Below are 21,729 nucleotides of genomic sequence, written 5' to 3' on the forward strand. Positions count from 1 at the left end.
CCCCGCTCCCCCCGTCTGAATGGGCAGCTTTTCCTCCAATGGGGTAAACTGCCGCGTCTTCAAACCTATAACGACTCGCCTGATGCCCACGACGTTTCAAGAGATCCCCCGCGAACGCCCGGTCACGCCTTTGCTCGACCGCGCCGACACGCCCGCCGGCCTGCGCAGGCTGGCCGAAGCCGACCTGGAGAGCCTGGCCGACGAACTGCGCCAGGAGCTGCTCTATACCGTGGGGCAGACCGGCGGCCATTTCGGTGCCGGCCTGGGCGTCATCGAACTGACCATCGCCCTGCACTACGTCTTCGACACGCCCGACGACCGTCTGGTGTGGGACGTGGGCCACCAGGCGTACCCGCACAAGATCCTCACCGGACGCCGCGAGCGCATGCTCAGCCTGCGCCAGAAGGACGGCATCGCCGCCTTCCCGCGTCGCAGCGAAAGCGAGTACGACACCTTTGGCGTCGGCCACTCCAGCACCTCGATCAGCGCGGCGCTGGGCATGGCCATCGCCGCCCGCCTGCAGCACAGTGCGCGCAAGTCCATTGCCGTGATCGGTGATGGCGCGCTCACCGCCGGCATGGCCTTCGAGGCGTTGAACCACGCCCAGGAAGTGGATGCCGACATGCTGGTCATCCTCAACGACAACGACATGTCGATTTCGCGCAATGTCGGCGGGCTGTCCAACTACCTGGCCAAGATCCTCTCCAGCCGCACCTACGCGAGCATGCGCGAGGGCAGCAAGAAGGTGCTGTCGCGCCTGCCGGGCGCTTGGGAAATCGCCCGCCGCACCGAGGAATACGCCAAGGGCATGCTGGTGCCCGGTACCCTGTTCGAAGAACTGGGCTGGAACTACATCGGCCCGATCGACGGCCATGACCTGCCCACGCTGATCGCCACCCTGCGCAACATGCGCGACCTCAAGGGCCCGCAGTTCCTGCACGTGGTGACCAAGAAGGGCAAGGGCTTCGCGCCTGCCGAAGTCGATCCGATCGGCTACCACGCCATCACCAAGCTGGAGCCGACCAACCGCCCCGCCGCGCCGAAGAAACCCAGCGGACCGAAGTATTCCGCCGTGTTCGGCCAGTGGTTGTGCGACATGGCCGCTGCCGACAACCGCCTGGTGGGCATTACCCCCGCCATGAAGGAAGGCTCCGACCTGGTCGCCTTCAGCGAACGCTTCCCAGAACGTTACTTCGACGTGGCCATCGCCGAGCAACACGCGGTGACCTTCGCTGCCGGCATGGCCTGCGAAGGCGCCAAACCGGTGGTGGCGATCTACTCCACCTTCTTGCAGCGCGCCTACGACCAGCTCATTCACGACGTGGCAGTGCAGGACCTGGACGTGCTGTTCGCCATCGACCGCGCTGGCCTGGTGGGCGAGGACGGTCCGACCCACGCCGGCAGCTTCGACCTCTCTTACCTGCGCTGCATCCCCGGCATGCTGGTGATGACGCCAAGCGACGAGAACGAGCTGCGCAAGATGCTCAGCACCGGCCACCTGTACAAAGGCCCGGCCGCGGTGCGCTACCCGCGCGGCACCGGCCCCAACGCGCCGATCGACGGCGACCTGGCGCCGCTGGAAATCGGCAAGGGCGTGATTCGCCGTCAAGGGGCGAAGGTGGCGCTGCTGGTGTTCGGCGTGCAACTGGCCGAGGCTTTGCAGGTGGCGGAGCGTCTCGACGCCACGGTGGTGGACATGCGCTTCGTCAAGCCACTGGACGAGGCCCTGGTGCGGCAAATGGCCGGCAGCCACGAACTGCTGGTCACCCTCGAGGAAAACGCCATCATGGGCGGCGCCGGTTCGGCGGTCAGCGAGTACCTGGCACGCGAGGCGGTGGTCATGCCGCTGTTGCACCTGGGCCTGCCAGACCACTACGTGGAACACGCCAAGCCGGAGCAGATGCTCGCCGAATGTGGCCTGGACGCCACCGGCATCGAAGCGTCGATCACGGCACGACTCACCCTGCTCGGTCTCTGAACGACGCCGCGCTCCCCACTTGCGGTGTTTTCATCGCGCTTGAGCCCGCTGCCACAGCGCAGCAGGCTCAAGCGCATTTGCTATGGAACGGCACATGAAACCCTCGACCCTGCTCGCCCTCCTCTGCCTCCCCGCCCCGCTGTTGGCCGCCAGCCGCGACGACGCCCTGAAACTCGCCGATACCCTCGTCAGCGCCAACCGGCAGGTGGAGTCGCGCACCAGCAGCAGCGCGGCCAACACCGTGTTCACCCGCAGCGACATCGACCGTCTGCAACCGAGCAGCGTCACCGACCTGCTCAGCCGCGTGCCCGGCGTGCAAGTAGCGCCCACCGGCGGGCGCGGCAGCCTGCCGGGTATCTTCATCCGCGGCACCAAGACCGCGCAAAGCCTGGTGCTGGTCGACGGCGTGCGCATCGCCAACGCCAGCTCCGGCGACAGCGGCTTGCAGTTTCTCGACGTCGACCAGATCGAGCGCATCGAAGTGCTACGCGGCTCTCGTTCGGCGGTGTATGGCAGCGACGCCATCGGCGGGGTGATCCAGATCTTCACCCGCCGCGCCAGCGGCCCGGGCCTGCAACCGCGCCTGCGGCTGGCTGCGGGTAGCCAGCAGACGTTCCAGCGCAGCCTGGGCCTGTCCGGCGGCAATGGTCAGACCCGCTTCAACCTGGGTGCCAGCCTCGACGAAACCGCCGGTATCGACTCGACCGGGCCGTCCTTCGCCAGCGACGGCGACCACGATGCCTACCGCAACAAGAGCGTCAACCTGAGCCTGAGCCATGTCTTCAACGAGCGCTTCGAAGCCGGCCTGAACCTGCTCGACAGCCGGGGTCGCAGCGAGTACGACAATCCGTTCGGCCGCTTCGACCCCGTGACCTTCGACAGTTTCGGTCAGAAGCCCTACACCGATTTCACCGTCAGCAGCCTGGGCAGCTACCTCGATGCCCAGCTCAGCGAGCGCTGGCACTCGCGCCTGGAACTGGGCCATAGCGAAAACCGCGACCGCAAACGCGACACGCTCAGCGACGACGGCAGTGTGTTCAATACCTACCGCGACCAGATCACCTGGCAGAACGACCTGACCCTCGACGCCGGCCATAGCCTATTGCTGGGTGGCGATTGGTATCAGGACCGGGTGCAGGGCAGCACCCGCTTCGATAAAGACAGCCGCAGCAACCGTGCGCTGTTCCTCCAGCATCGCTACCACGGTGAAGCGTTCTCCACCGAATTGGGCGTGCGCCGCGACCAGAACCAGCAGTTCGGCGGCCAGACCACCTGGAGCGGCAGCCTGACCGTACCGCTGAATGCCGACAACGACCTGCTGCTGTCCTACAGCGAAGGCTTCCGAGCACCGACCTTCAACGACCTGTATTACCCGCAGTACAGCAACCCGGACCTCAGCCCGGAACGCTCCAGAAGCTATGAAGTGCAGTGGCGCAGCCAGTTGGGTGCCGCCAGCCAGTTGGAGGCCTCGCTGTACCGGACCGACCTGCGCGATGCCATCGTCTTCGGCGAAGGCTCGATCCCTCGCAACGTCGCCTCCGCGCGCATCGACGGCGCAGAGCTGGCGCTGACCCAGGATTGGGGCCCATGGCGCAGCCAGCTCGGCCTGGCGGTGATCGACCCGCGCGACCGTGACAGCGGCCATACCCTGGCCCGCCGTGCGCGCCGCACCGCGAGCTTGGATCTGGACCGTCAATTCGAGCGTTTCACCCTCGGCGGCAGTTGGCAGGCTGTCAGCAGCAGTTTCGACGACGAAAGCAACCGCCAGCGCCTCGGTGGTTACAGTCTGTTCGGCCTGCGCGGCAGTTGGGCGGTGAGCGACACGCTGAAGTGGGAGGCCAAGCTCGACAATCTGTTGGACAAGCGCTACAGCCGCGCCCTGTACAGCTACGACGGCAGCACCTACGGCTATCGGGAAGCGGGTCGTACCTGGCTGCTGAGCCTCACTTGGACGCCGGCGCTTTAGCGTCGAGCAGCGCACACAGCCGCGCAGTCGCTTCGATCATCTGTCCGCTGGGACGCTCCAGTCCTTTATCGGGCACCACCAGCAGACGCCCGCCCGCCACCGCGCTGAGCGTTGGCCAGGCCTGCCAACTGCTCAATTGCGCCGTGTCGCCCGCCAGAATCGCCTCGGGATCGCGCGCCAGCACCGACTCGACGCTCACCTGCGGCGCGGGCTGGGCCAGATCGGCGAAGACATTGCGCGCACCGCACACGGCCAGGGCGTCGCTGACCACCTGGCCACCGCCCAGGGTGTACAGCGGTCGATCCCACACCTGGTAGAACACCCGCAGTGGTCGGTCGCGTCGATAGCGCTCGCGCAATTGGGCCAGGCGCAGACGCAGTCGGTCGGTGTAACGCTGTCCCGTCTCTGCGCGGTCCAGACGCACGGCGATGGCCTGGATCTGGTCGATCAGTTGGTCGAGGTCATGGGGTTCGCCGCTGAACGTGGCGATGCCCAGTTGGCGCAACTGCTCACGCTGGGCCGGTGGCACGCTGCCGGGCCACAGCAGCAACAGGTCGGGTTTGAGCGCCAGCAGTCGCTCCATGTCGAGCTGCCCATAGCCGCCGACCGACGCCAGCCCCTGCAAGCGCTGCGGTCGCTCGCCGCTGTCGAGCACACCCACCAGCAGGTCGTCGGCGTCCAGCTCCAGCACGATCTCGGTCATCGACGGCGCCAGGCTCACCACGCGGGGCGCTGTATCGGCCCACACCGCGCTGCTCAGCAGCAGCGCCAACCAGCAGGCACGCATCGACATCAGCGCCGGATCAGGCCTGGGGCACTTCGCCCTGGTGCTGGTTGCCCATCATGTGACCGAGCTTGTCGGCTTTGGTCGCCAGGTACAGGCGGTTGTGCGGGTTCTGCCCGGTGTGCAGCGGCACGCGCTCGGCCACGGCGATGTTCATGTCGGTGAGCGCCTTGACCTTGCGCGGGTTGTTGGTCATCAGGCGCAGCGACTTGACGCCCAGGTGCTCGAGCATCGGCAGGCAGATGGCGTAGTCGCGCTGGTCGGCAGCAAAGCCCAGACGCTCGTTGGCCTCGACGGTATCGGCACCGCCATCCTGCAGTTCGTAGGCGCGGATCTTGTTCAGCAAGCCGATGCCGCGACCTTCCTGGCGCAGGTACAGCAGCACGCCACGCCCTTCCCGGGCAATGGCCTGCAATGCAGCTTCCAGTTGCGAGCCGCAGTCGCAGCGCTGGCTGAACAACGCGTCGCCGGTCAGGCATTCGGAGTGCAGACGCCCGAGTACCGGTTGGCCGTCGGCAATGTCACCCAGGCTCAGCACCACGTGCTCGCGGCCGGTGGCCTGTTCGAGAAAGCCATGCATGGTGAAGGTCGCGAAAGGCGTCGGAAGCTTGGAAGCGGCAACAAAGACGACGGGCACGTTGTGCTCCTGAAAAAGTAGGAAATTTCGATGGACGAGATTGTATCAGCAGCCCGACGGCCGTGGGCACGCGGATATTCGTGGCTTCGGATCGAAAGATTCGATGATGGCTCAAGCCGGGTAAGCCGCCTCAATGCGGCTGACTGTCCGCCGAGAACGGATACGGCTGCTTCCAGCGCTGGAAGATCGGCTTCAACTCACCGCTGCGTACCAGCGTTTCCATGCGTTGGTCGAACAGCTCGCGCAGCGCACGGCCGCGCTCGCTGTCGGTGAATGCCAGGTACAGCGGCAGCTCGGTAAGGTGACTGCGACGGAACCGCGAGGGCTGGTCGGCATGCTCGAGGACGTAGTCGACCTCGGTCTGCGCATCGATGTAGTAATCCACACGGTCATGCTCGAGCATCGGCAGGATGCCTTCACGGCGCTGGATCTCGCGGAAGTTGTCCACGCCAGGCAGGTACTTCTGGAAGTCGTAGCCGCGCACCCAGGCCAGCCGCGTACGGCCAATACTGGCCACTTCCGGCACCGGCTTGTCGACCAGGCTCAGGGCATAGATATGATCCATGTCGAAATGCCAGCGCGGGTAGAGGTTGTCGGTGTCTTCCTGCTTGTACGAGCCGACCCAGGCATCGGCCTCGCCCCGTTTGACCAAGCCAATGGCTCGACTGTAGGGCGCGCTCTCGGTCTGAACGGTCACCCCCACCGGCTCGAAGACCTTGCGCAGGACATCCCAGGCCACGCCGCTGCCGTCGGCGTTGGTGTAGTCGATCCATTCTTCGCTGACCAACCGCACCTGCTTCGGCGACTCGGCCGCCACGGCACTGCCTATCAGCACACTCAACGCCAGCAACACAGTCTTCATGACCATCGACCTGCTCCCTATGTATCAGGCCACCGCCCAGACCAGCACCTGCATGCCCAGCCAGGCGAATACCCCGGCCAGGACGTCGTCGAGCATGATGCCGACGCCGCCGTGCACATGGCGATCGATCCAGCGGATCGGCCAAGGCTTGAGAATGTCGAAGAAACGGAACATCAGGAACCCTGCCAGCAGCCACTGCCACCCCTCGGGCACCAGCCACAGGGTGATCCACATGCCGACCATTTCGTCCCAGACGATGCCTTCATGGTCGTGCACGCGCAAGTCGTTGGCCACCTTGCCGCACAGCCAGAAGCCAAACAGCATGGTGATGCCCAGCAACAGCCAGTAGCCCCAGTCCGGCAGCATCTGCCACAACGGAATGAACGGCAGCGCCACCAGCGAACCCCAGGTTCCAGGCGCTTTGGGCAATGTGCCCGAGCCGAAACCGAAGGCGATGAAGTGCCATGGATTGCGCCAGACCGAAGGCGGAACGAACTCCGCAGGCACCTGATTGGGGTGGTCGGTCACGGTGTCTCCCTGAAGTGTAGGTAGCCCCGTTGCACCGGGGTGATGTCATGACCCTGGCTGTCCCTGAGCGTAACGCCTTCTCCGGGCAGCACGCGGCCGATGACATGAACATGGATGAAGCCCGGCAGCACCAGGCGCTGTAACGCCTCGGGCGCGATGGTGAAGGCCAGCACGTAGTCGTCGCCGCCGGTGAGCGCAGCTTGAAGTGCCGCGTCGCGACCGAGCAGCGCCTGCAGTTCGGTAGATACCGGCACCTGCTGCTGGTTCACTTCGAGCGCGACGCCCGAGGCTTTGGCGATGTGGCCACAATCGGCAAGCAGGCCGTCGGAAATGTCCAGCGCGGCGCTGGCATGACCGCGGAGCAACTGACCGAGGGTCGATTGCGGCATCGGCGCCCAGTAGCGGGCGAGCAGCGGACGCGCCAGCTCCTGGGCGGCCTGGCGCTCGCCGAGCACCAGCGACAAGGCACCGGCAGCATCGCCCAGGTGATCGCCGACGCACAGCAGATCGCCGGGCCGCGCGCCGTCACGGCGCAGTGCCTGTCCAGCCGGAACCCGGCCGAATACAGTGACGGTGAAGCTCAGCGGCCCGCGCGTGGTGTCGCCTCCGATCAGACTCATGCGGCAGCGGTGAGCCATGCGGCTCAGGCCGTCGCTGAAGTCCTTCAGCCACTGTGCATCGACCTCGGGCAAGGTCAGCGCCAGGGTGAAGCCGATGGCTTCGGCGCCCATCGCCGCCAGGTCGCTCACCGCCACGGCCAGTACCCGCTGGCCGAGCAGCGAAGGATCGCACACAGCAGGAAAATGCACGCCTGCCACCAGGGTATCGGTGGACACCGCCAGTTGCTGGCCGGCGGCCAGCTCCAGCAGGGCGCAGTCGTCACCGATGCCCAGGACCACGCCCTCGACGGCCTGCGCGCAGTGCGCAGAGGCAAAGAACTGGCGGATCAGCTCGAACTCACCCATGGCTGGTCAGCGCCACGGTCAGCGCTTGTTGGCCTTGACTTCGGCTTCGCGCAGGGTGGGCGCGAGCTTGTCGAGCACACCGTTGACGAACTTGTGGCCGTCGGTGGCACCGAAGACCTTGGCCAGCTCGACGCCCTCGTTGATCACCACGCGGTACGGCACGTCGACGCGCTTGATGAACTCCCAGGTGGACAGGCGCAGCACGGCCAGTTCGACCGGGTCGAGCTCGTCCAGGGCCAGGTCCAGGCACGGCGAGAGGGCGTTGTCGATTTCAGCCTTGATCGCCGGAACCCCATGGAGGATTTCGCGGAAATAGGCACCGTCGACATCGGTGAAATCGTTGTCGACGCGGAACTGCGCCTCGATCTCGTTCAGCGAATGCTGCGCCATGTGCCACTGATACAGCGCTTGCGTGGCGAGCTTGCGGGCTTCGCGGCGCTTGGCGCTCTTGGAGGGCTTGCCGGCATCCGCAGGTTTTGGATCGCGCGGGTTGAAACGATCGCTCTCGTCGCTAATCACTTGGCCTCCAACTGCGCCAGCAGGCTGACCATTTCCAGAGCCGACAGGGCCGCTTCGGCGCCCTTGTTGCCGGCCTTGGTGCCGGAACGCTCGATGGCCTGTTCGATGGAGTCGACGGTCAGCACACCGAAGGCGACCGGCACGCCGAACTCCATGGAGACCTGGGCCAGGCCCTTGGTGCACTCGCCTGCCACGTATTCGAAGTGCGGGGTGCCGCCACGGATCACGGCGCCCAGGGCGATGATCGCGCTGTAGTCACCTTGCTGGGCGACCTTCTGCGCCACCAGCGGGATCTCGAACGCGCCCGGGGCACGGATGAGGGTGATGTCGCTTTCGCTGACGCCGTGGCGTACCAGGGCATCGACGGCACCGCTCACCAGGCTTTCGACGACGAAGCTGTTGAAGCGGCCAACCACCAAGGCGTAGCGACCTTTGGGGGCGATGAAGGTACCTTCGATGGTCTTCAGGGTCATTCCGGTAATCTCATATTAAAGAGCGAGGCCGCTACGGCGGCCTTCGATAGGGTTCGGACACGAGCGCCAGGGCCGCTGGCGCGTCGGTATCACTCGGAGGGCACGTATTCTACAACTTCCAGATCGAATCCGGATATCGCGTTGAACTTCATCGGCGAGCTCATCAGGCGCATCTTGCGCACACCGAGGTCACGCAGGATCTGCGAGCCGGCACCGACGGTGCTGTAGGTGGTCGGCGTCTTGGTCGGCAGGTCGCCGGCACTTTCGCGAATATGCGCCAGGAGCACGTCGCCATCCAGCGGGTGCCCCAGCAGCAGCACCACGCCACTGCCGGCTTCGGCCACGGCGCTCATCGCCGCGCGCAGGCTCCAGCGCCCCGGCTGCTTGACCAGCAGCAGGTCGCGCAGTGGGTCCATGTTGTGCACGCGCACCAGGGTCGGTTCTTCGGCGCAGATGGTGCCCAGGGTCAGGGCCATGTGCACGTCGCCTTCGACCGCATCGCGGTAGGTGACCAGGTTGAATTCGCCCAGCTCGCTCTCGATCGGCTGCTCGGACACGCGCTGCACGGTGCGCTCGTGGATCATGCGGTAGTGGATGAGGTCGGCGATGGTGCCGATCTTCAGGTTGTGCTGGGCGGCAAACACTTCCAGCTCGGCGCGGCGGGACATGGTGCCGTCGTCGTTCATCACCTCGCAGATCACCCCGCTCGGCTCGAACCCGGCCATGCGCGCCAGGTCGCAGGCCGCTTCGGTGTGACCGGCACGGGCCAGGGTTCCGCCCGGCTGGGCCATCAGCGGGAAGATGTGCCCAGGGCTGACGATGTCCTCGGCCTTGGCGTCCTTGGCCGCAGCCGCCTGCACAGTGCGTGCGCGGTCGGCGGCGGAGATGCCGGTGGTCACGCCCTCGGCGGCCTCGATCGACACGGTGAACTTGGTGCCGAAGCCTGAACCGTTGCGTGGCGCCATCAGCGGCAGCTTGAGGGTCTCGCAGCGCTCACGCGTCATCGGCATGCAGATCAGGCCACGGGCGTGCCTGGCCATGAAGTTGATGTGCTCGGGCAGGCAGCACTCGGCCGCCATGATGATGTCACCTTCGTTTTCGCGGTCTTCGTCATCCATGAGGATGACCATTTTGCCCTGGCGGATGTCTTCGACCAGTTCTTCGATGCTGTTGAGCGCCACTGGCACCCCCTTCTCAATCAGGATTTCAGGTAGCCGTTGGCGGCCAGGAAGCTTTCGGTGATGCCACTGCTTTTACTTGGCTCGGCGGCCTTGTCGCCCAGCAGCAGGCGCTCGAGGTAGCGGGCCAGCAGATCCACCTCGAGGTTGATGCGACGTCCCGGACGGTAGTCGGCCATGATGGTTTCGGCCAGGGTGTGCGGAACGATGGTGAGTTCGAATTCGGCGCCGTCGACTTCGTTGACCGTCAGGCTGGTGCCGTCGACGGTGATCGAGCCCTTGTGCGCGATGTACTTGGCCAGCTCTTTCGGCGCGCGGACGCGGAACTGGATGGCGCGGGCGTTATCGCTGCGCGAGACGATCTCGCCGACGCCGTCGACATGACCGCTGACCAGGTGACCGCCCAGGCGTGTGGTGGGCGTGAGGGCCTTCTCCAGGTTGACCCGGCTGCCGCTCTTGAGCTCGACCATGGCGGTGCGCTTTAAGGTTTCCAGGCTGACATCGGCCCAGAAGCCGTCACCGGGCAGCGCCACGGCGGTGAGGCAGACGCCGTTGACGGCGATGCTGTCGCCGAGCTTGACGTCGGCAAGATCGAGCTTGCCGGTCTGGACGTAGACACGCACGTCACCGCCCTTGGGGGTGATGTTGCCGATGGTGCCGATGGCTTCGATGATGCCGGTGAACATGCGGGTCTCCTCAGGTACGGGCTGCGCAGCGCAAGCCCGGCATTATACGCCGGGCGCGGACGTGGGAATGGCGATGACTCGCCAGTCATCGCCCACGGCGCGCATTTCGATGATCTTCAGCCGGGGTGCATCGGCCATGCGTTCGAGCGGCCAGTCCAGTAAAGGACGGGCCTGGGAGCCCAGGAAGGTGCCAGCGACGAACAGCTGGTACTCGTCGATCAGCCCGAGCTGGGCGAAAGCGCCGACCAGGCCGGCACCGGCTTCGAGCAGGATTTCGTTGGCACCGCGCTCGGCCAGCAGGCGCAGCAGCGCCGGCAGGTCGACCTGGCCATCGTTGCCAGGCAGTACCAGCAATTCATGACCGGCAGCAGCGTAGCGTGGGTCGGCCGCCAGGGCGGTGACCACCAGCGCGGGACCGGCCTGGAAGAACGGTGCGTCCAGCGGCAGGCGCAGGCGACCGTCGATCAGTACGCGTTGCGGCGTACGTGACAGGGCCAGGGCCGTGGTGTCGGGGTCCAGCCCCAGCTCGGCGCCGCGCACGGTCATGCGCGCGTTGTCGGCCAGCACGCTCTGGGCGCTGGTCAGCACCAGGCTGGAACGGGCGCGCAAACGCTGCACCGCGCCACGTGCGGCGGCGCCGGTGATCCACTGGCTTTCGCCACTGGCCATGGCGGTGCGGCCGTCCAGGCTCATGGCCAGCTTGGCGCGCACGAAGGGCACGCCGCGCTCCATGCGTTTGAGAAAGCCCGGATTGAGTGCCCGCGCCTCGGCCTCGAGCACGCCGCTGGCGACCTCTACACCCGCCTCGGCCAAGCGCCGCAGGCCGCGCCCGGCCACTTGCGGGTTGGGGTCCTGCATCGCCGCCACCACCCGCGCGACCCCGGCCTGCACCAGCGCCTCGGCGCACGGCGGCGTGCGCCCGTGGTGACTGCACGGTTCGAGGGTGACGTAGGCGCAAGCGCCGCGGGCGCGCTCACCGGCCTGGCGCAGCGCATGCACCTCGGCGTGGGGCTCGCCGGCGCGCACGTGCCAGCCTTCGCCAACCACTTCGCCCTGGTTGACGATCACGCAGCCTACCCTGGGGTTGGGGTGGGTGCTGTACAAGCCCTTGCGGGCCAGTTCCAGGGCGCGGGCCATGTAGTGGGCGTCGAGGATGGCGGTCTGGCTGGACATGCTTACTCTTTGGCTGGCTCGCGGGCCAGACGGTCGATTTCTTCGCGGAACTCGTCCAGCGCCTGAAAGCGCCGGTACACCGAAGCGAAACGGATGTAGGCAACTTCGTCGAGCTTGCGCAGCTCGGACATCACCAGTTCGCCGACCACCAGCGATTTGACTTCACGCTCGCCGGTGGCGCGCAGACGGCTCTTGATGTGCGCCAGCGCGGCTTCCAGGCGCTCGATGCTCACCGGACGCTTCTCCAGCGCCCGCTGCATGCCTGCGCGCAGCTTGTCTTCGTCGAACGGTTGGCGCGTGCCATCCTGCTTGATCAGCCGGGGCAGAACCAGTTCGGCGGTCTCGAAGGTGGTGAAGCGTTCGCCACAGGCCACGCATTCGCGGCGCCTACGGACCTGTTCGCCCTCGGCGACCAGGCGCGAATCGATGACCTTGGTGTCGTTGGCACCGCAAAAGGGACAGTGCATGGTGGCAGGCAACAAAAAAAGGGAGGGCCATGGTAGCGCATCCCACTGGCAAGACAAGCCAAAGGGGTTACCATCCAGAGAAATCTGCCCGTGAAGGATTGCCCCATGCACCACCGTGCTCTCGTCGTGCTGTGCCTGGCCGGCCTGCTTGCCGCCTGCGGCAGCGACCGCCCCAAGCCCGAAGCGCCCGCCCCCGCCCCTGTGGCCAAGGCGGTGAAGAAGCCCGTCGACGAACCTGGGCCGTTGCCCGCCTACCAGCGCGAACTGAGCGGCACCTTGCTGGAGATCCCGGCAGGCGCCGAGGTCGAATTGGCCCTGTTGGTCATCGACGAGCGCGGTCGGCCCCAGCGCCTGTTGGCCAGCAGCGACCTGACCGGCACCGGCCAAGCCCTGCCCTATCACCTGCGTTTCAATCCCGAGGCCTTTCCCGCCGGCGCCCGCGTCGAACTGCGTGGGCGCGCCAGTCGCTCCGGCCAATTGATCCTGCACCTGCCGCCGCAGCGCATCGCCCAAGCGCAGACCCAGGCCACCGGTGCGCTGCGTTTCGAAAAGGCGCCATGAGGTGATGCCGCTGCACTTGCAACAGGCGCTGTCCGCGCTGATCGGCGAGGCGCGCCTGAGCATCACCGAGTTGCCAGACTGCGATCTGAAGCTGTGGCTGATCGACGCGCAGAACATGGACCGCGCGTTCAGCCCCGACGAAACCCGGCGCATTCTCCACGAGCCCCCTTACTGGAGCTTCTGCTGGGCCAGCGGCCTGGCCATGGCGCGCTACCTGGCGCAGCACCCGCACTGGGTGCGTGGCAAACGGGTCCTGGACTTCGGCGCCGGTTCCGGCATCGCCGGGATCGCCGCCGCCCGCGCGGGGGCGCTGGAAGTGGTGGCCTGCGACCTCGATCCGCTGGCGCTGCACGCGTGCCGCGCCAACGCTGCACTCAATGGCGTGCAGTTGGGCTACAGCGCCGACTTCTTCGCCGAAGCCGACCGCTTCGACCTGATCCTGGTGGCCGACGTGCTCTACGACCCTGCCAACCTGCCACTGCTCGACGCCTTCCTGCTGCGCGGGCGCGACGCACTGGTCGCCGACTCGCGGGTACGGCACTTCAACCACCCGCTGTATCGCCCCTTGGGCGTACTCGAGGCGCTGACCTTGCCGGACCTGGCCGAGCCGCACGAATTCCGCCGCGTCAGCCTGTACCACGCCAGCCGCGAGCCTTTATAGTGGTTGCCATTCCGGATTTGCGAGAGTCGTGATGAGCCAAGCTTCTTCCAACGCCACGCCCTACATCTTCGACGTCACCGATGCCGAGTTCCAGCAGTTGGTGATCGAGAACTCCTTCCACAAACCCGTGCTGGTGGATTTCTGGGCCGAGTGGTGCGCGCCGTGCAAGGCGCTGATGCCGCTGCTGGCGAAGATCGCCGAGGGTTACCAGGGCGAACTGCTGCTGGCCAAGGTCAACTGCGACGTGGAGCAGCAGGTGGTGGCCCAGTTCGGCATCCGCAGCCTGCCGACCGTAGTGCTGTTCAAGGATGGCCAGCCGGTCGACGGTTTCGCCGGTGCGCAACCGGAGTCGGGCATCCGTGCCATGCTCGAACCCCATGTGCAGATGCCCGCCGCGCCCACCGCCTCGCCGCTGGAGCAGGCCAAGGCGCTGTTCGCCGAAAGCCGTTTCAGTGAAGCCGAAGCCCTGCTGCAAGCGCTGCTCGCTGAAGACAACAGCAACGCCGAAGCGCTGATCTACTACGCGGGCTGCCTGGCCGAGCGCAATGACCTGGACGGCGCGCAGCAAGTGCTCGATGCGGTCAAGAGCGATGAGCACAAGGCCGCGCTGGCCGGTGCCAAAGCCCAACTGACCTTCCTGCGCCAAGCGGCCAGCCTGCCGGAAGTCGCCGAGCTCAAGAGCCGTCTGGCGCAGGATCCACAAGATGACGAAGCGGCCTACCAATTGTGCATCCAGCAACTGGCGCGCCAGCAGTACGAAGCCGCGCTGGACGGGCTGCTGAAGCTGTTCCAGCGCAATCGCGCCTATGAGAGCGGACTGCCACAGAAAGCCCTGCTGCAGGTGTTCGACCTGCTGGGCGGCGATCATCCGCTGGTGGGCGTCTATCGCCGCCGGCTGTCTTCGGCGATGTTCTGAGCCACGACGCGCTCGCGCTGGAAGGGGTCAGCCGACCCACCGGTAGAGCGGCGCGTGCGCAGTGCTGTCCACCTTCACCTCGCTGCTGTGACGCAAGCGCACCAGCAACCGCTTGCCCGCTGCGACGCTGCCCGTCAGGCCCTCCAGGCGCTCCAGCAACTCAGGCCCGCTGAGCTGTCCGGCCTGACGCAGCAACGCACAGGCCGCTGACCACTGGCCGTCATCCTGACGCACGGGGGCGGCTGCCGTGGCCGGCACGGCTTGCGCCACGGCGGGCGCCTCCTGCAACTGACGCCCCAGGTGCGCCCATTCGTGCGGTTCCAGTTCGATGCTCAGGTCCACCGGCCAGTCGCCGATGTGTCCTCGAATTCTCACGCTGCCATCCTTCAATCGCGGGTCGATGCCCGGCATGCTCCCACGACATGAAACCTGCGCCAAGCCTCTGGCATCGGCGACAAAATCCGTTATAACATTACCAAACATGTCCCCCAAGCTCCCGAGGTCGTCCATGCGCCGCCTGCTCCTCGCCTTGCCCTTTGCCCTACTACCACTGGCCGTTGCCCAGGCCCATGATGACCACGATCACGAGCACGGTACCTTGCCCGCCCATGAGCATGGCGTGGCCCGCCTGAACGTCGGCCTGGACGGCAACACCCTGGAGCTGGCCTTGGAAAGCCCGGCCATGAACCTGGTGGGCTTCGAGCACATGCCCGGCAGCGATGCCGACAAAGCCAAGGTCGAAGCGGTGCGCAAGCAGCTCGAACAACCGCTCAAGTTGTTCGGCCTGGCCAGTTCGGCCGGCTGCAAGGAGGACCAGCAGGAACTGGAAAGCCCGCTGTTCGGCAGCGATCCCGCCGCCAAGCATGACGATGATGACGACGACGACGACGACGATCACGATCACGCCCATGAGCATCAGCACAGCGAGATCCACGCCCACTACCAGCTCACCTGCGCCACCCCGGCCAAGCTCACCCAGATCGACCTGTCGCCGCTGTACAAGGCCTATCCGCAGACTCAGAAGATCAACGTGCAATTGGTCGGTCCGAACGGGCAGAAGGGTATCGAGAGCACGCCAGGCAACGCCGTGGTTTCCTTCTGAATGGACCAGCCGCTGATCGAGTTGCATGACCTGGTGTTCGCCTGGCCAGGGCAGCCGCCCTTGCTGAACATTCCCCAGTTCCGCCTGGAGGCTGGCGAGGCGCTGTTCCTCAAAGGCCCCAGCGGCAGCGGCAAGACCACCCTGCTCGGCCTGCTGGGCGGGGTCAACCTGCCTGCCCAGGGTCAGGTGCGCCTGCTCGGGCAGGACCTGGCCACGCTCGGTCAGGCGGCTCGGGACGCGTTCCGGGTCGACCACACCGGCTACATCTTCCAGCAGTTCAACCTGCTGCCGTTTCTGTCGGTGCAGGAAAACGTCGAGCTGCCCTGCCGCTTCTCGCGCAGCCGCACCGAACGTGCCACACAGCGTCACGGCAGTGTGTCGCAGGCGGCGGCCACGCTGTTGGCGCACCTGGGGCTCAAGGATTCGGCCTTGCTCTCACGTCGCGCCGACACCTTGTCGATCGGCCAGCAGCAGCGGGTCGCGGCGGCGCGCGCGCTGATCGGCCAACCGGAACTGGTGATCGCTGACGAGCCGACCTCCGCCCTCGACGCCGATACCCGCGAAGCCTTCATCCGCCTGCTGTTCGACGAGTGCCGCAGCGCCGGTTCGAGTTTGCTGTTCGTCAGCCATGACCAGAGCCTGGCGCCCTTGTTCGACCGCGACCTGTCGCTGGCCGAGCTCAACCGTGCGGCCACGCCTCGGGAGGCCTGATGTACCTGCTCCGTCTAGCCCTGGCCAGCCTTGCCAATCGGCGCTTCACCGCCCTGCTCACCGCGTTCGCCATCGCCCTGTCGGTGTGCCTGCTGCTGGCCGTGGAACGCGTGCGCACCGAGGCGCGCGCCAGCTTCGCCAGCACCATCAGCGGCACCGACCTGATCGTCGGCGCCCGCTCGGGCTCGGTGAACCTGCTGCTGTACTCGGTGTTCCGCATCGGCAACGCCACCAACAACATCCGCTGGGACAGCTTCGAGCACTACGCCAAGGATCCTCGGGTCAAGTGGGCGATTCCCATCTCCCTGGGCGACTCGCACCGTGGCTATCGGGTGATGGGCACCAACGCCGACTACTTCAGCCACTACCAGTACGGTCGCCAGCAGCACCTGCAACTGAGTCAGGGCCGTCAGTTCGCCAGCGATCCGTTCGAGGTGGTGCTGGGCGCCGAGGTGGCCGAAGCCCTGCACTACAAGCTCGGTGACAGCCTGGTGCTGGCCCACGGCATCGCCACCATCAGCCTGGTCAAGCACGACGACAAGCCGTTCACCGTGGTCGGCATCCTGCAACGCACCGGCACACCGGTGGACCGCACCCTGCACATCAGCCTGGCCGGTATGGAGGCCATCCACGTCGACTGGCACAACGGCGTGCCGGCACGCGGCGCCGGACGCATCAGCGCCGAGCAAGCGCGCACCATGGACCTGCAACCCACCGCCATCACCGCGTTCATGCTCGGCCTGAACAACAAGATCGCCACCTTCAGCGTGCAGCGCGAAATCAACGAATTCCGGGGCGAACCGCTGCTGGCGATTCTCCCAGGCGTGGCATTGCAAGAGCTGTGGGGCATGATGAGCATCGCCGAACAGGCGCTGTTCGTGGTCTCGCTGTTCGTGGTGCTGACCGGCCTGATCGGCATGCTCACCGCGATCCTCACCAGCCTCAACGAGCGCCGCCGCGAGATGGCCATTCTGCGCTCGGTGGGCGCGCGGCCCTGGCATATCGCCGGGCTGCTGGTGCTCGAGGCCCTGGCACTGGCGCTAAGCGGCATCGTCGTCGGGCTGGGCTTGCTCTATGGCGGCATCGCCCTGGCGCAGGACGCGGTCCAGGCCAATTATGGTCTCTACCTGCCGTTGGCCTGGCCCAGCGCACATGAATGGACGCTGCTGGCGATCATCCTCGGTGCGGCGCTGGTGATGGGCAGCGTGCCGGCCTGGCGGGCCTATCGCCAGTCGCTGGCCGATGGCCTGTCGATTCATCTCTGAGGAGTGGTCATGTCGATGCCTGTAGGCGCCGCGATTCGCCGTGGCGCCTTACCCGCGAAGAAGGCGCTGCAGATTCTCCTGCTGTTGCTGCTGGTGCTGGTCATCCCGGCCTGGGCGGACGAGCCGCGCGAGCTGGACTGGCCAGCGCTGATTCCCGAGGGCGCGCCGGTCATCCCGCCACAGCTCACACCGCTGCACGACCTGTCGCAGATGGGCAACTCCCTGGGCGACGCCCTGGCGGCCGAGTCCGCCCCGGCAGCGCGGCAACAGGCGCCCGATGCGCCGGTGGTCAAGGCGCTCGACGGCCAGCAGATCAAGCTGCCCGGCTACATCGTGCCGCTGGAAGTCAGCGAAGAAGGCCGCACCACCGAGTTCCTGCTGGTGCCTTACTACGGCGCCTGCATCCACGTCCCGCCACCGCCGTCCAATCAGATCGTGCACGTGTTCAGCGAGATGGGCGTGCGCATCGAGGACCTCTACCAACCGTACTGGATCGAGGGGCGCATGCAGGTGAAGAACACCAGCAGCGAACTGGCCGACGCCGGTTATCAGTTGGACGCCGAGAAAATCTACGCCTACGAACTCAAATGAGCGTCACCTGCCCTTGAGCGACGTGCTTCGTTGAGCTGAATCAAACAATCCGTTTAGGTAGCTACTTACCATTGGACCACTCGATTTCATCACGTCCTCTGGGAGCTTCCATGAACAAGAACTTGCTCGGTGCCTCGCTCGTTGCGCTGGCGCTCGCAGCCCCCGTTGCCCACGCCCACCAGGCCGGTGACTTCATCCTGCGTTCCGGCGCCATCACCACCGCGCCCAACGAAGACAGCGGCAACCTCAAGCTCGACGGTGCCAAAGTCTCCGGCACCAAGGCCACGCTGGACAGCGACACCCAGTTGGGCCTGGCCTTCGCCTACATGCTCACCGACCACATCGGCATCGAACTGCTGGCGGCTACCCCCTTCAAGCACACCGTGGGCGTCAAAGGCCTGGGCGGCGGCCTGGATGGCAAGCTGGCAGACATCAAGCAACTGCCACCGACCCTGTCGCTGCAGTACTACCCGATGGAAGCGTCGTCCAAGTTCCAGCCCTATGCCGGTATCGGCGTGAACTACACGCTGTTCTTCGATGAAGAATTGAGCAGCTCGCGCAAGCAGCAAGGCTTCAGCAACATGAAGCTGCAGAACTCCGTCGGCCTGGCCGGGCAACTGGGCATGGACTACATGCTGACCGACAACCTGCTACTCAACGCTGCGGTGTGGTACGTGGACATCAACACCAAAGCCAGCATCGACGGCCCGAGCGCCCTGGGCGTGGGCAAGACCAAGGTCAATGTCGAAGTGGATCCTTGGGTGTACATGGTCGGCGTCGGCTACAAGTTCTAAACCCGAGACGGGCTGGAACAGACTCACAGATTGGGGCCGCTTCGCGGCCCTTTTCAGTGTTTGCCCAACAACCGCGCCAGCCCTTGGACCATGGATGTCGGCTCGGGGAAGTCGAATCGCGCCAGCAGACGCTGGTTATCAGCCCGGGAGTGGCGAATATCGCCGGACCGCGCGGGGCCATGGCTGACGCTCGGCAGTCCACCGACCACCTGCGCCAAGGCTGTGAGCAGTTGGTTCAGCGAGGTGGCCTGATTCAAGCCGATGTTCACTGCCCCTTCCTGTACCTGTTCCTGCTCCAGCGCCTGCACCATCACCTGCACCAGGTCACCCACATACAGGAAGTCGCGCGTCTGCTCGCCATCGCCGAACACGGTAATGGGCACGCCCTGGCTGGCACGTTCGCAGAAGATGCTGATCACGCCGGAGTACGGCGAGGAAGGGTCCTGGCGCGGCCCGAAGATATTGAAGAAGCGGAACACCACCGGCTCCAGCCCGTGCTGGCGGCGATAGAAATCCAGGTACTGCTCGCCGGCCAGCTTGTCCACGGCATAGGGCGTCAACGGCGCTTTGGGCGTGTCCTCGGCGATCGAAAGGCCTTCGCCATTGTTGCCATAGACCGCCGCACTGGAGGCGAACAGTACCCGGCGCACGCCATTCAAGCGCATGGCTTCGCAGACGTTGAGCGTGCCGATGAAGTTGCTCTGGTGAGTCTTGACCGGATCGTCCACCGAGGCCTGCACCGAGGCCACCGCCGCCAAATGCACCACCGCTGCGCACCCGGCAACTGCGCGGGTGACCAGTGCGGCATCGGCCACATCGCCCTCTATCAATTGCAGGCGCGGATGATCGAGGCGCAGGTTGCTGCGCTTGCCGGTGGACAAATCATCCAGCACACGCACCGCATGGCCCTTGTCCAGCAACGCGTCGCACAGGTGCGAACCGATGAAGCCCGCGCCGCCGGTGATGAGGATGGGTGCGTCAGCCATGGCGATAGAAACGCTCCAGCAGAGGCGGCAAACCCGCGCGCCAGGCACGCGGCTTGATGCCGAAGGTATGAAGGATTTTCTTGCAGGCCAGCACCGCGTGCTGCGGCTCCTCGCTGGCATCCGGGCGGGCTGCGTGGGCCTGGGCGGTCGGCGACTGGATGGCGTGCGTGTGCCACTGCGCGGCCTCGGTCAGGATCGCCTGGCCCAGCGCCAACGGCGTGGTCGCTTCGTTGCCGGCGTAATGGTAGGTACCCCACAGCGGCGCCGCGCAGTCGAGCTGCTTGAGCACCGAGAGGATCACCCGCGCGGCATCGTCCACCGGCGTCGGGTTGCCGCGACGGTCATCGGCCAGCAGCAGTTCATGAGGCTGCTCGGCACGCGTGAGGAAGCGCCCGAGAATGCCGTCGGGACTTTCGTCCAGCAACCAGCCGAAACGCAGCAGCACATGCTGCGGACAGGCCGCACGCACGCTCTGCTCGATGCGCCACAGCGCCTGGCCGCGCGTACCCAGCGGCACGGGCTCGTCCTTTTCGCTGTAGGAGGTGGCCCGCGAACCGTCGAACACCCGGTAGCTGGACGGCTGCAGCAAGGTGATTTCGTGGTGCTGGCAGAGTTCAGCCAGGCGCTCGATCGCCCGCTCCTGGGACGCCAGGCGCGGCTCGCTGACCGACTCGGCCTGGAACCAGTCGAAATAGTAGGCCAGGTTGACCAGGGTATCGGGGCGGTGATCGTCGAGCAGTTGGGTCAGGCTGGCCGCGTCCCAGCCATTTTCCGGCGGGCGCGGCGCCAGGAACGCGATGTCTTCCTCGGCCCCGAGACGAATCAGCGCTTGCCCGAGGGCATTGCCACCACCCAACAGCATCAGGCGCATACGCATAGAGTCAGCAGGTCCGCTCAGATCGATTAGAAAGGAGGCATTTTGCGGTTTCCGCCCGGGGAAGTCCAACCCGGACGCCTGGCACTTCGGGCAGCCCGCAGGATTATGCGGGCAGCGCTTCTGCGCCACTCGAAACTGACCGATACTGCCGGACGATCATTCGAGTCGCAGCAGGAGCGCCATGGACTTCGTCACCCGCACCGAACACCGCAGCCGCTGGCAGTACGACGAGCCCGCTCCCGGCCGGGAAGGCTTCATCGACGAAATCTTCGACGGCTACCAGCAACAAGCCCGACTGTTGCTGCCGGAGGTGGAGCGCGCACCCGCCATGTTCGTGGTCGGCGGCGCGCGGTCGGACTTCACCCGACTCAATCCGCTGCTGTATCGCCTGCAACGCCAGGGCATCGGCTCACTGACCGGCAACCTCTCCGGCCACAGCCAGGCCAGCGAGCCCGGTGCCGCTGCGCCGTCGCTGGCAGTCAACCTGATAGAAGCGCAGCGTTTCATGGCGCATCTGGGCGAGGGCTGTACAACGCTGGTCGGCCACAGCCTGGGCGCGTCGATTGCACTGAAGCTGGCCGCGCAACGGCCGCAGATCGACAAGCTGGTACTGATCTGCCCGGCGGTATACCCCGACGCCGCCCACGGCGCGCCCTTCGGCCCGGCCTTCAGCGCCGCGATCCGCACGCCCTGGGCCTTCCTCGATTGCGACAGTTACGCGTTCCTGCGTCAGTTTTCGGGACGGGTGTTGCTGGTGATCGGCGAATACGACGGCCTCAATTCCAAGACTCATGGGCAAGGCGCCGGCACCTCGGCCGGCACTCGCCTGCTGCGCGGCGTTCCACGATACAGCCCGATCCCGGAGGAAGTGACCCACGCCCTGCTGCGCTCGGTGCCCGCGCCGCATGTGCAATGCCTGCTGTTGACCGACTGCGATCACGGCATCGCGGCGCACCTGCGCGACGCCCCGCAGGTCGCCGATCAGGTGGCCGAGACCGTGGCGGAATTCATCCTTGAAGACGCTTGATCGACTCACGCACAAACGCGCC

General features: G+C 66.0%; 25 protein-coding genes. 11 read left to right on the forward strand and 14 right to left on the reverse strand.

Annotated elements, in window-relative coordinates; translation table 11 throughout:
• Nucleotides 1–82 precede the first annotated feature (82 nt).
• Nucleotides 83–1,978: a 1-deoxy-D-xylulose-5-phosphate synthase gene (gene dxs / locus NJ69_RS15960; RefSeq protein WP_039580739.1), complete on the forward strand. Its 1,896-nt coding sequence runs from the start codon at nucleotides 83–85 to the stop codon at nucleotides 1,976–1,978.
• 94 nt (nucleotides 1,979–2,072) lie between these two features.
• Nucleotides 2,073–3,944 (forward strand): TonB-dependent receptor domain-containing protein, encoded by a 1,872-nt coding sequence (locus NJ69_RS15965; RefSeq protein WP_039580741.1) that lies wholly within the window; start codon nucleotides 2,073–2,075, stop codon nucleotides 3,942–3,944.
• Here the strand turns inward: NJ69_RS15965 and NJ69_RS15970 are convergent.
• The 11 genes from NJ69_RS15970 to nrdR all read right to left on the reverse strand — a co-directional run bounded on the left by NJ69_RS15970 (nucleotide 3,922) and on the right by nrdR (nucleotide 12,216).
• Nucleotides 3,922–4,731: a cobalamin-binding protein gene (locus tag NJ69_RS15970; protein ID WP_052192237.1), complete on the reverse strand. Its 810-nt coding sequence runs from the start codon at nucleotides 4,729–4,731 to the stop codon at nucleotides 3,922–3,924. The genes NJ69_RS15965 and NJ69_RS15970 overlap by 23 nt on opposite strands.
• A gap of 16 nt (nucleotides 4,732–4,747) precedes the next feature.
• Nucleotides 4,748–5,365 (reverse strand): GTP cyclohydrolase II, encoded by a 618-nt coding sequence (gene ribA, locus NJ69_RS15975; protein WP_029614517.1) that lies wholly within the window; start codon nucleotides 5,363–5,365, stop codon nucleotides 4,748–4,750.
• 130 nt (nucleotides 5,366–5,495) lie between these two features.
• Nucleotides 5,496–6,233, reverse strand: a complete 738-nt coding sequence (locus tag NJ69_RS15980; RefSeq protein ID WP_029614516.1) for a substrate-binding periplasmic protein — start codon at nucleotides 6,231–6,233, stop codon at nucleotides 5,496–5,498.
• An 18-nt stretch (nucleotides 6,234–6,251) separates the two neighbouring features.
• Complete coding sequence (locus tag NJ69_RS15985) at nucleotides 6,252–6,755, reverse strand: phosphatidylglycerophosphatase A family protein (RefSeq protein WP_029614515.1); 504 nt, start codon at nucleotides 6,753–6,755, stop codon at nucleotides 6,252–6,254.
• Nucleotides 6,752–7,720 (reverse strand): thiamine-phosphate kinase, encoded by a 969-nt coding sequence (gene thiL / locus NJ69_RS15990; protein WP_039580747.1) that lies wholly within the window; start codon nucleotides 7,718–7,720, stop codon nucleotides 6,752–6,754. Before thiL ends, NJ69_RS15985 begins: the two co-directional genes overlap by 4 nt.
• Nucleotides 7,721–7,738: 18 nt before the next feature.
• Nucleotides 7,739–8,239, reverse strand: a complete 501-nt coding sequence (gene nusB, locus NJ69_RS15995) for a transcription antitermination factor NusB (RefSeq protein WP_039580749.1) — start codon at nucleotides 8,237–8,239, stop codon at nucleotides 7,739–7,741.
• Nucleotides 8,236–8,712, reverse strand: a complete 477-nt coding sequence (ribH, locus tag NJ69_RS16000; RefSeq protein ID WP_029614513.1) for a 6,7-dimethyl-8-ribityllumazine synthase — start codon at nucleotides 8,710–8,712, stop codon at nucleotides 8,236–8,238. Before ribH ends, nusB begins: the two co-directional genes overlap by 4 nt.
• Before the next feature lie 89 nt (nucleotides 8,713–8,801).
• A complete protein-coding gene (gene ribBA, locus NJ69_RS16005; RefSeq protein WP_039583286.1) occupies nucleotides 8,802–9,893 on the reverse strand; it encodes a bifunctional 3,4-dihydroxy-2-butanone-4-phosphate synthase/GTP cyclohydrolase II in 1,092 nt (363 codons plus the stop codon).
• Nucleotides 9,894–9,910: 17 nt separating this feature from the next.
• Nucleotides 9,911–10,576 carry a riboflavin synthase gene (locus NJ69_RS16010; RefSeq protein ID WP_039580752.1) on the reverse strand — a complete coding sequence of 222 codons (666 nt, stop codon included), beginning with the start codon at nucleotides 10,574–10,576 and terminating at the stop codon, nucleotides 9,911–9,913.
• A gap of 42 nt (nucleotides 10,577–10,618) precedes the next feature.
• The gene (gene ribD / locus NJ69_RS16015) at nucleotides 10,619–11,749 is read right to left on the reverse strand and encodes a bifunctional diaminohydroxyphosphoribosylaminopyrimidine deaminase/5-amino-6-(5-phosphoribosylamino)uracil reductase RibD (RefSeq protein ID WP_039580755.1); all 1,131 of its coding nucleotides are present in this window, start codon (nucleotides 11,747–11,749) and stop codon (nucleotides 10,619–10,621) included.
• Between the two features lie 2 nt (nucleotides 11,750–11,751).
• On the reverse strand, nucleotides 11,752–12,216 hold the full coding sequence (nrdR, locus tag NJ69_RS16020) for a transcriptional regulator NrdR (RefSeq protein WP_029614510.1): 465 nt from the start codon (nucleotides 12,214–12,216) through the stop codon (nucleotides 11,752–11,754).
• 105 nt (nucleotides 12,217–12,321) lie between these two features.
• Between nrdR and NJ69_RS16025 the strand changes: the two genes are divergently transcribed.
• The 3 genes from NJ69_RS16025 to trxA are packed head-to-tail and all read left to right on the forward strand — an operon-like array spanning nucleotide 12,322 to nucleotide 14,354.
• Nucleotides 12,322–12,777, forward strand: coding sequence for a YbaY family lipoprotein (locus NJ69_RS16025; protein ID WP_029614509.1), 456 nt, complete (start codon nucleotides 12,322–12,324; stop codon nucleotides 12,775–12,777).
• Between the two features lie 4 nt (nucleotides 12,778–12,781).
• Nucleotides 12,782–13,438, forward strand: a complete 657-nt coding sequence (locus NJ69_RS16030; RefSeq protein ID WP_039583287.1) for a class I SAM-dependent methyltransferase — start codon at nucleotides 12,782–12,784, stop codon at nucleotides 13,436–13,438.
• A gap of 31 nt (nucleotides 13,439–13,469) precedes the next feature.
• A complete protein-coding gene (gene trxA, locus NJ69_RS16035; RefSeq protein ID WP_039580757.1) occupies nucleotides 13,470–14,354 on the forward strand; it encodes a thioredoxin in 885 nt (294 codons plus the stop codon).
• 27 nt (nucleotides 14,355–14,381) lie between these two features.
• Here trxA and NJ69_RS16040 read toward each other — a convergent pair whose 3' ends face one another.
• Entirely contained in the window at nucleotides 14,382–14,729 is a 348-nt protein-coding gene (locus NJ69_RS16040; protein WP_039583288.1) for a hypothetical protein, read from the reverse strand.
• Between the two features lie 133 nt (nucleotides 14,730–14,862).
• Between NJ69_RS16040 and NJ69_RS16045 the strand changes: the two genes are divergently transcribed.
• The 5 genes from NJ69_RS16045 (at nucleotide 14,863) to NJ69_RS16065 (ending at nucleotide 18,817) form a co-directional block, all read left to right on the forward strand.
• Nucleotides 14,863–15,456 (forward strand): DUF2796 domain-containing protein, encoded by a 594-nt coding sequence (locus NJ69_RS16045; RefSeq protein ID WP_039580759.1) that lies wholly within the window; start codon nucleotides 14,863–14,865, stop codon nucleotides 15,454–15,456.
• Nucleotides 15,457–16,167, forward strand: coding sequence for an ATP-binding cassette domain-containing protein (locus NJ69_RS16050; protein WP_039580760.1), 711 nt, complete (start codon nucleotides 15,457–15,459; stop codon nucleotides 16,165–16,167). It begins immediately after the preceding gene.
• Nucleotides 16,167–17,432, forward strand: coding sequence for an ABC transporter permease (locus NJ69_RS16055; protein WP_039580762.1), 1,266 nt, complete (start codon nucleotides 16,167–16,169; stop codon nucleotides 17,430–17,432). The genes NJ69_RS16050 and NJ69_RS16055 overlap by 1 nt, the downstream gene beginning before the upstream one ends.
• A gap of 66 nt (nucleotides 17,433–17,498) precedes the next feature.
• Nucleotides 17,499–18,023: a DUF3299 domain-containing protein gene (locus NJ69_RS16060; protein ID WP_039583289.1), complete on the forward strand. Its 525-nt coding sequence runs from the start codon at nucleotides 17,499–17,501 to the stop codon at nucleotides 18,021–18,023.
• Between the two features lie 110 nt (nucleotides 18,024–18,133).
• Nucleotides 18,134–18,817, forward strand: a complete 684-nt coding sequence (locus NJ69_RS16065) for an OmpW/AlkL family protein (protein ID WP_029614555.1) — start codon at nucleotides 18,134–18,136, stop codon at nucleotides 18,815–18,817.
• Nucleotides 18,818–18,870: 53 nt separating this feature from the next.
• On the opposite strand, the gene NJ69_RS16070 is transcribed toward NJ69_RS16065, so the two are convergent.
• Nucleotides 18,871–19,803: an NAD-dependent epimerase/dehydratase family protein gene (locus NJ69_RS16070; protein ID WP_039580764.1), complete on the reverse strand. Its 933-nt coding sequence runs from the start codon at nucleotides 19,801–19,803 to the stop codon at nucleotides 18,871–18,873.
• The gene (locus tag NJ69_RS16075) at nucleotides 19,796–20,680 is read right to left on the reverse strand and encodes a sugar nucleotide-binding protein (RefSeq protein ID WP_080754769.1); all 885 of its coding nucleotides are present in this window, start codon (nucleotides 20,678–20,680) and stop codon (nucleotides 19,796–19,798) included. Before NJ69_RS16075 ends, NJ69_RS16070 begins: the two co-directional genes overlap by 8 nt.
• Before the next feature lie 181 nt (nucleotides 20,681–20,861).
• Between NJ69_RS16075 and NJ69_RS16080 the strand changes: the two genes are divergently transcribed.
• Complete coding sequence (locus NJ69_RS16080) at nucleotides 20,862–21,707, forward strand: alpha/beta hydrolase (protein ID WP_039580767.1); 846 nt, start codon at nucleotides 20,862–20,864, stop codon at nucleotides 21,705–21,707.
• Nucleotides 21,708–21,729: the final 22 nt, after the last annotated feature.

Origin of the sequence: Pseudomonas parafulva (genome assembly GCF_000800255.1) — a bacterium.
Lineage (GTDB): Bacteria > Pseudomonadota > Gammaproteobacteria > Pseudomonadales > Pseudomonadaceae > Aquipseudomonas > Aquipseudomonas boreofloridensis.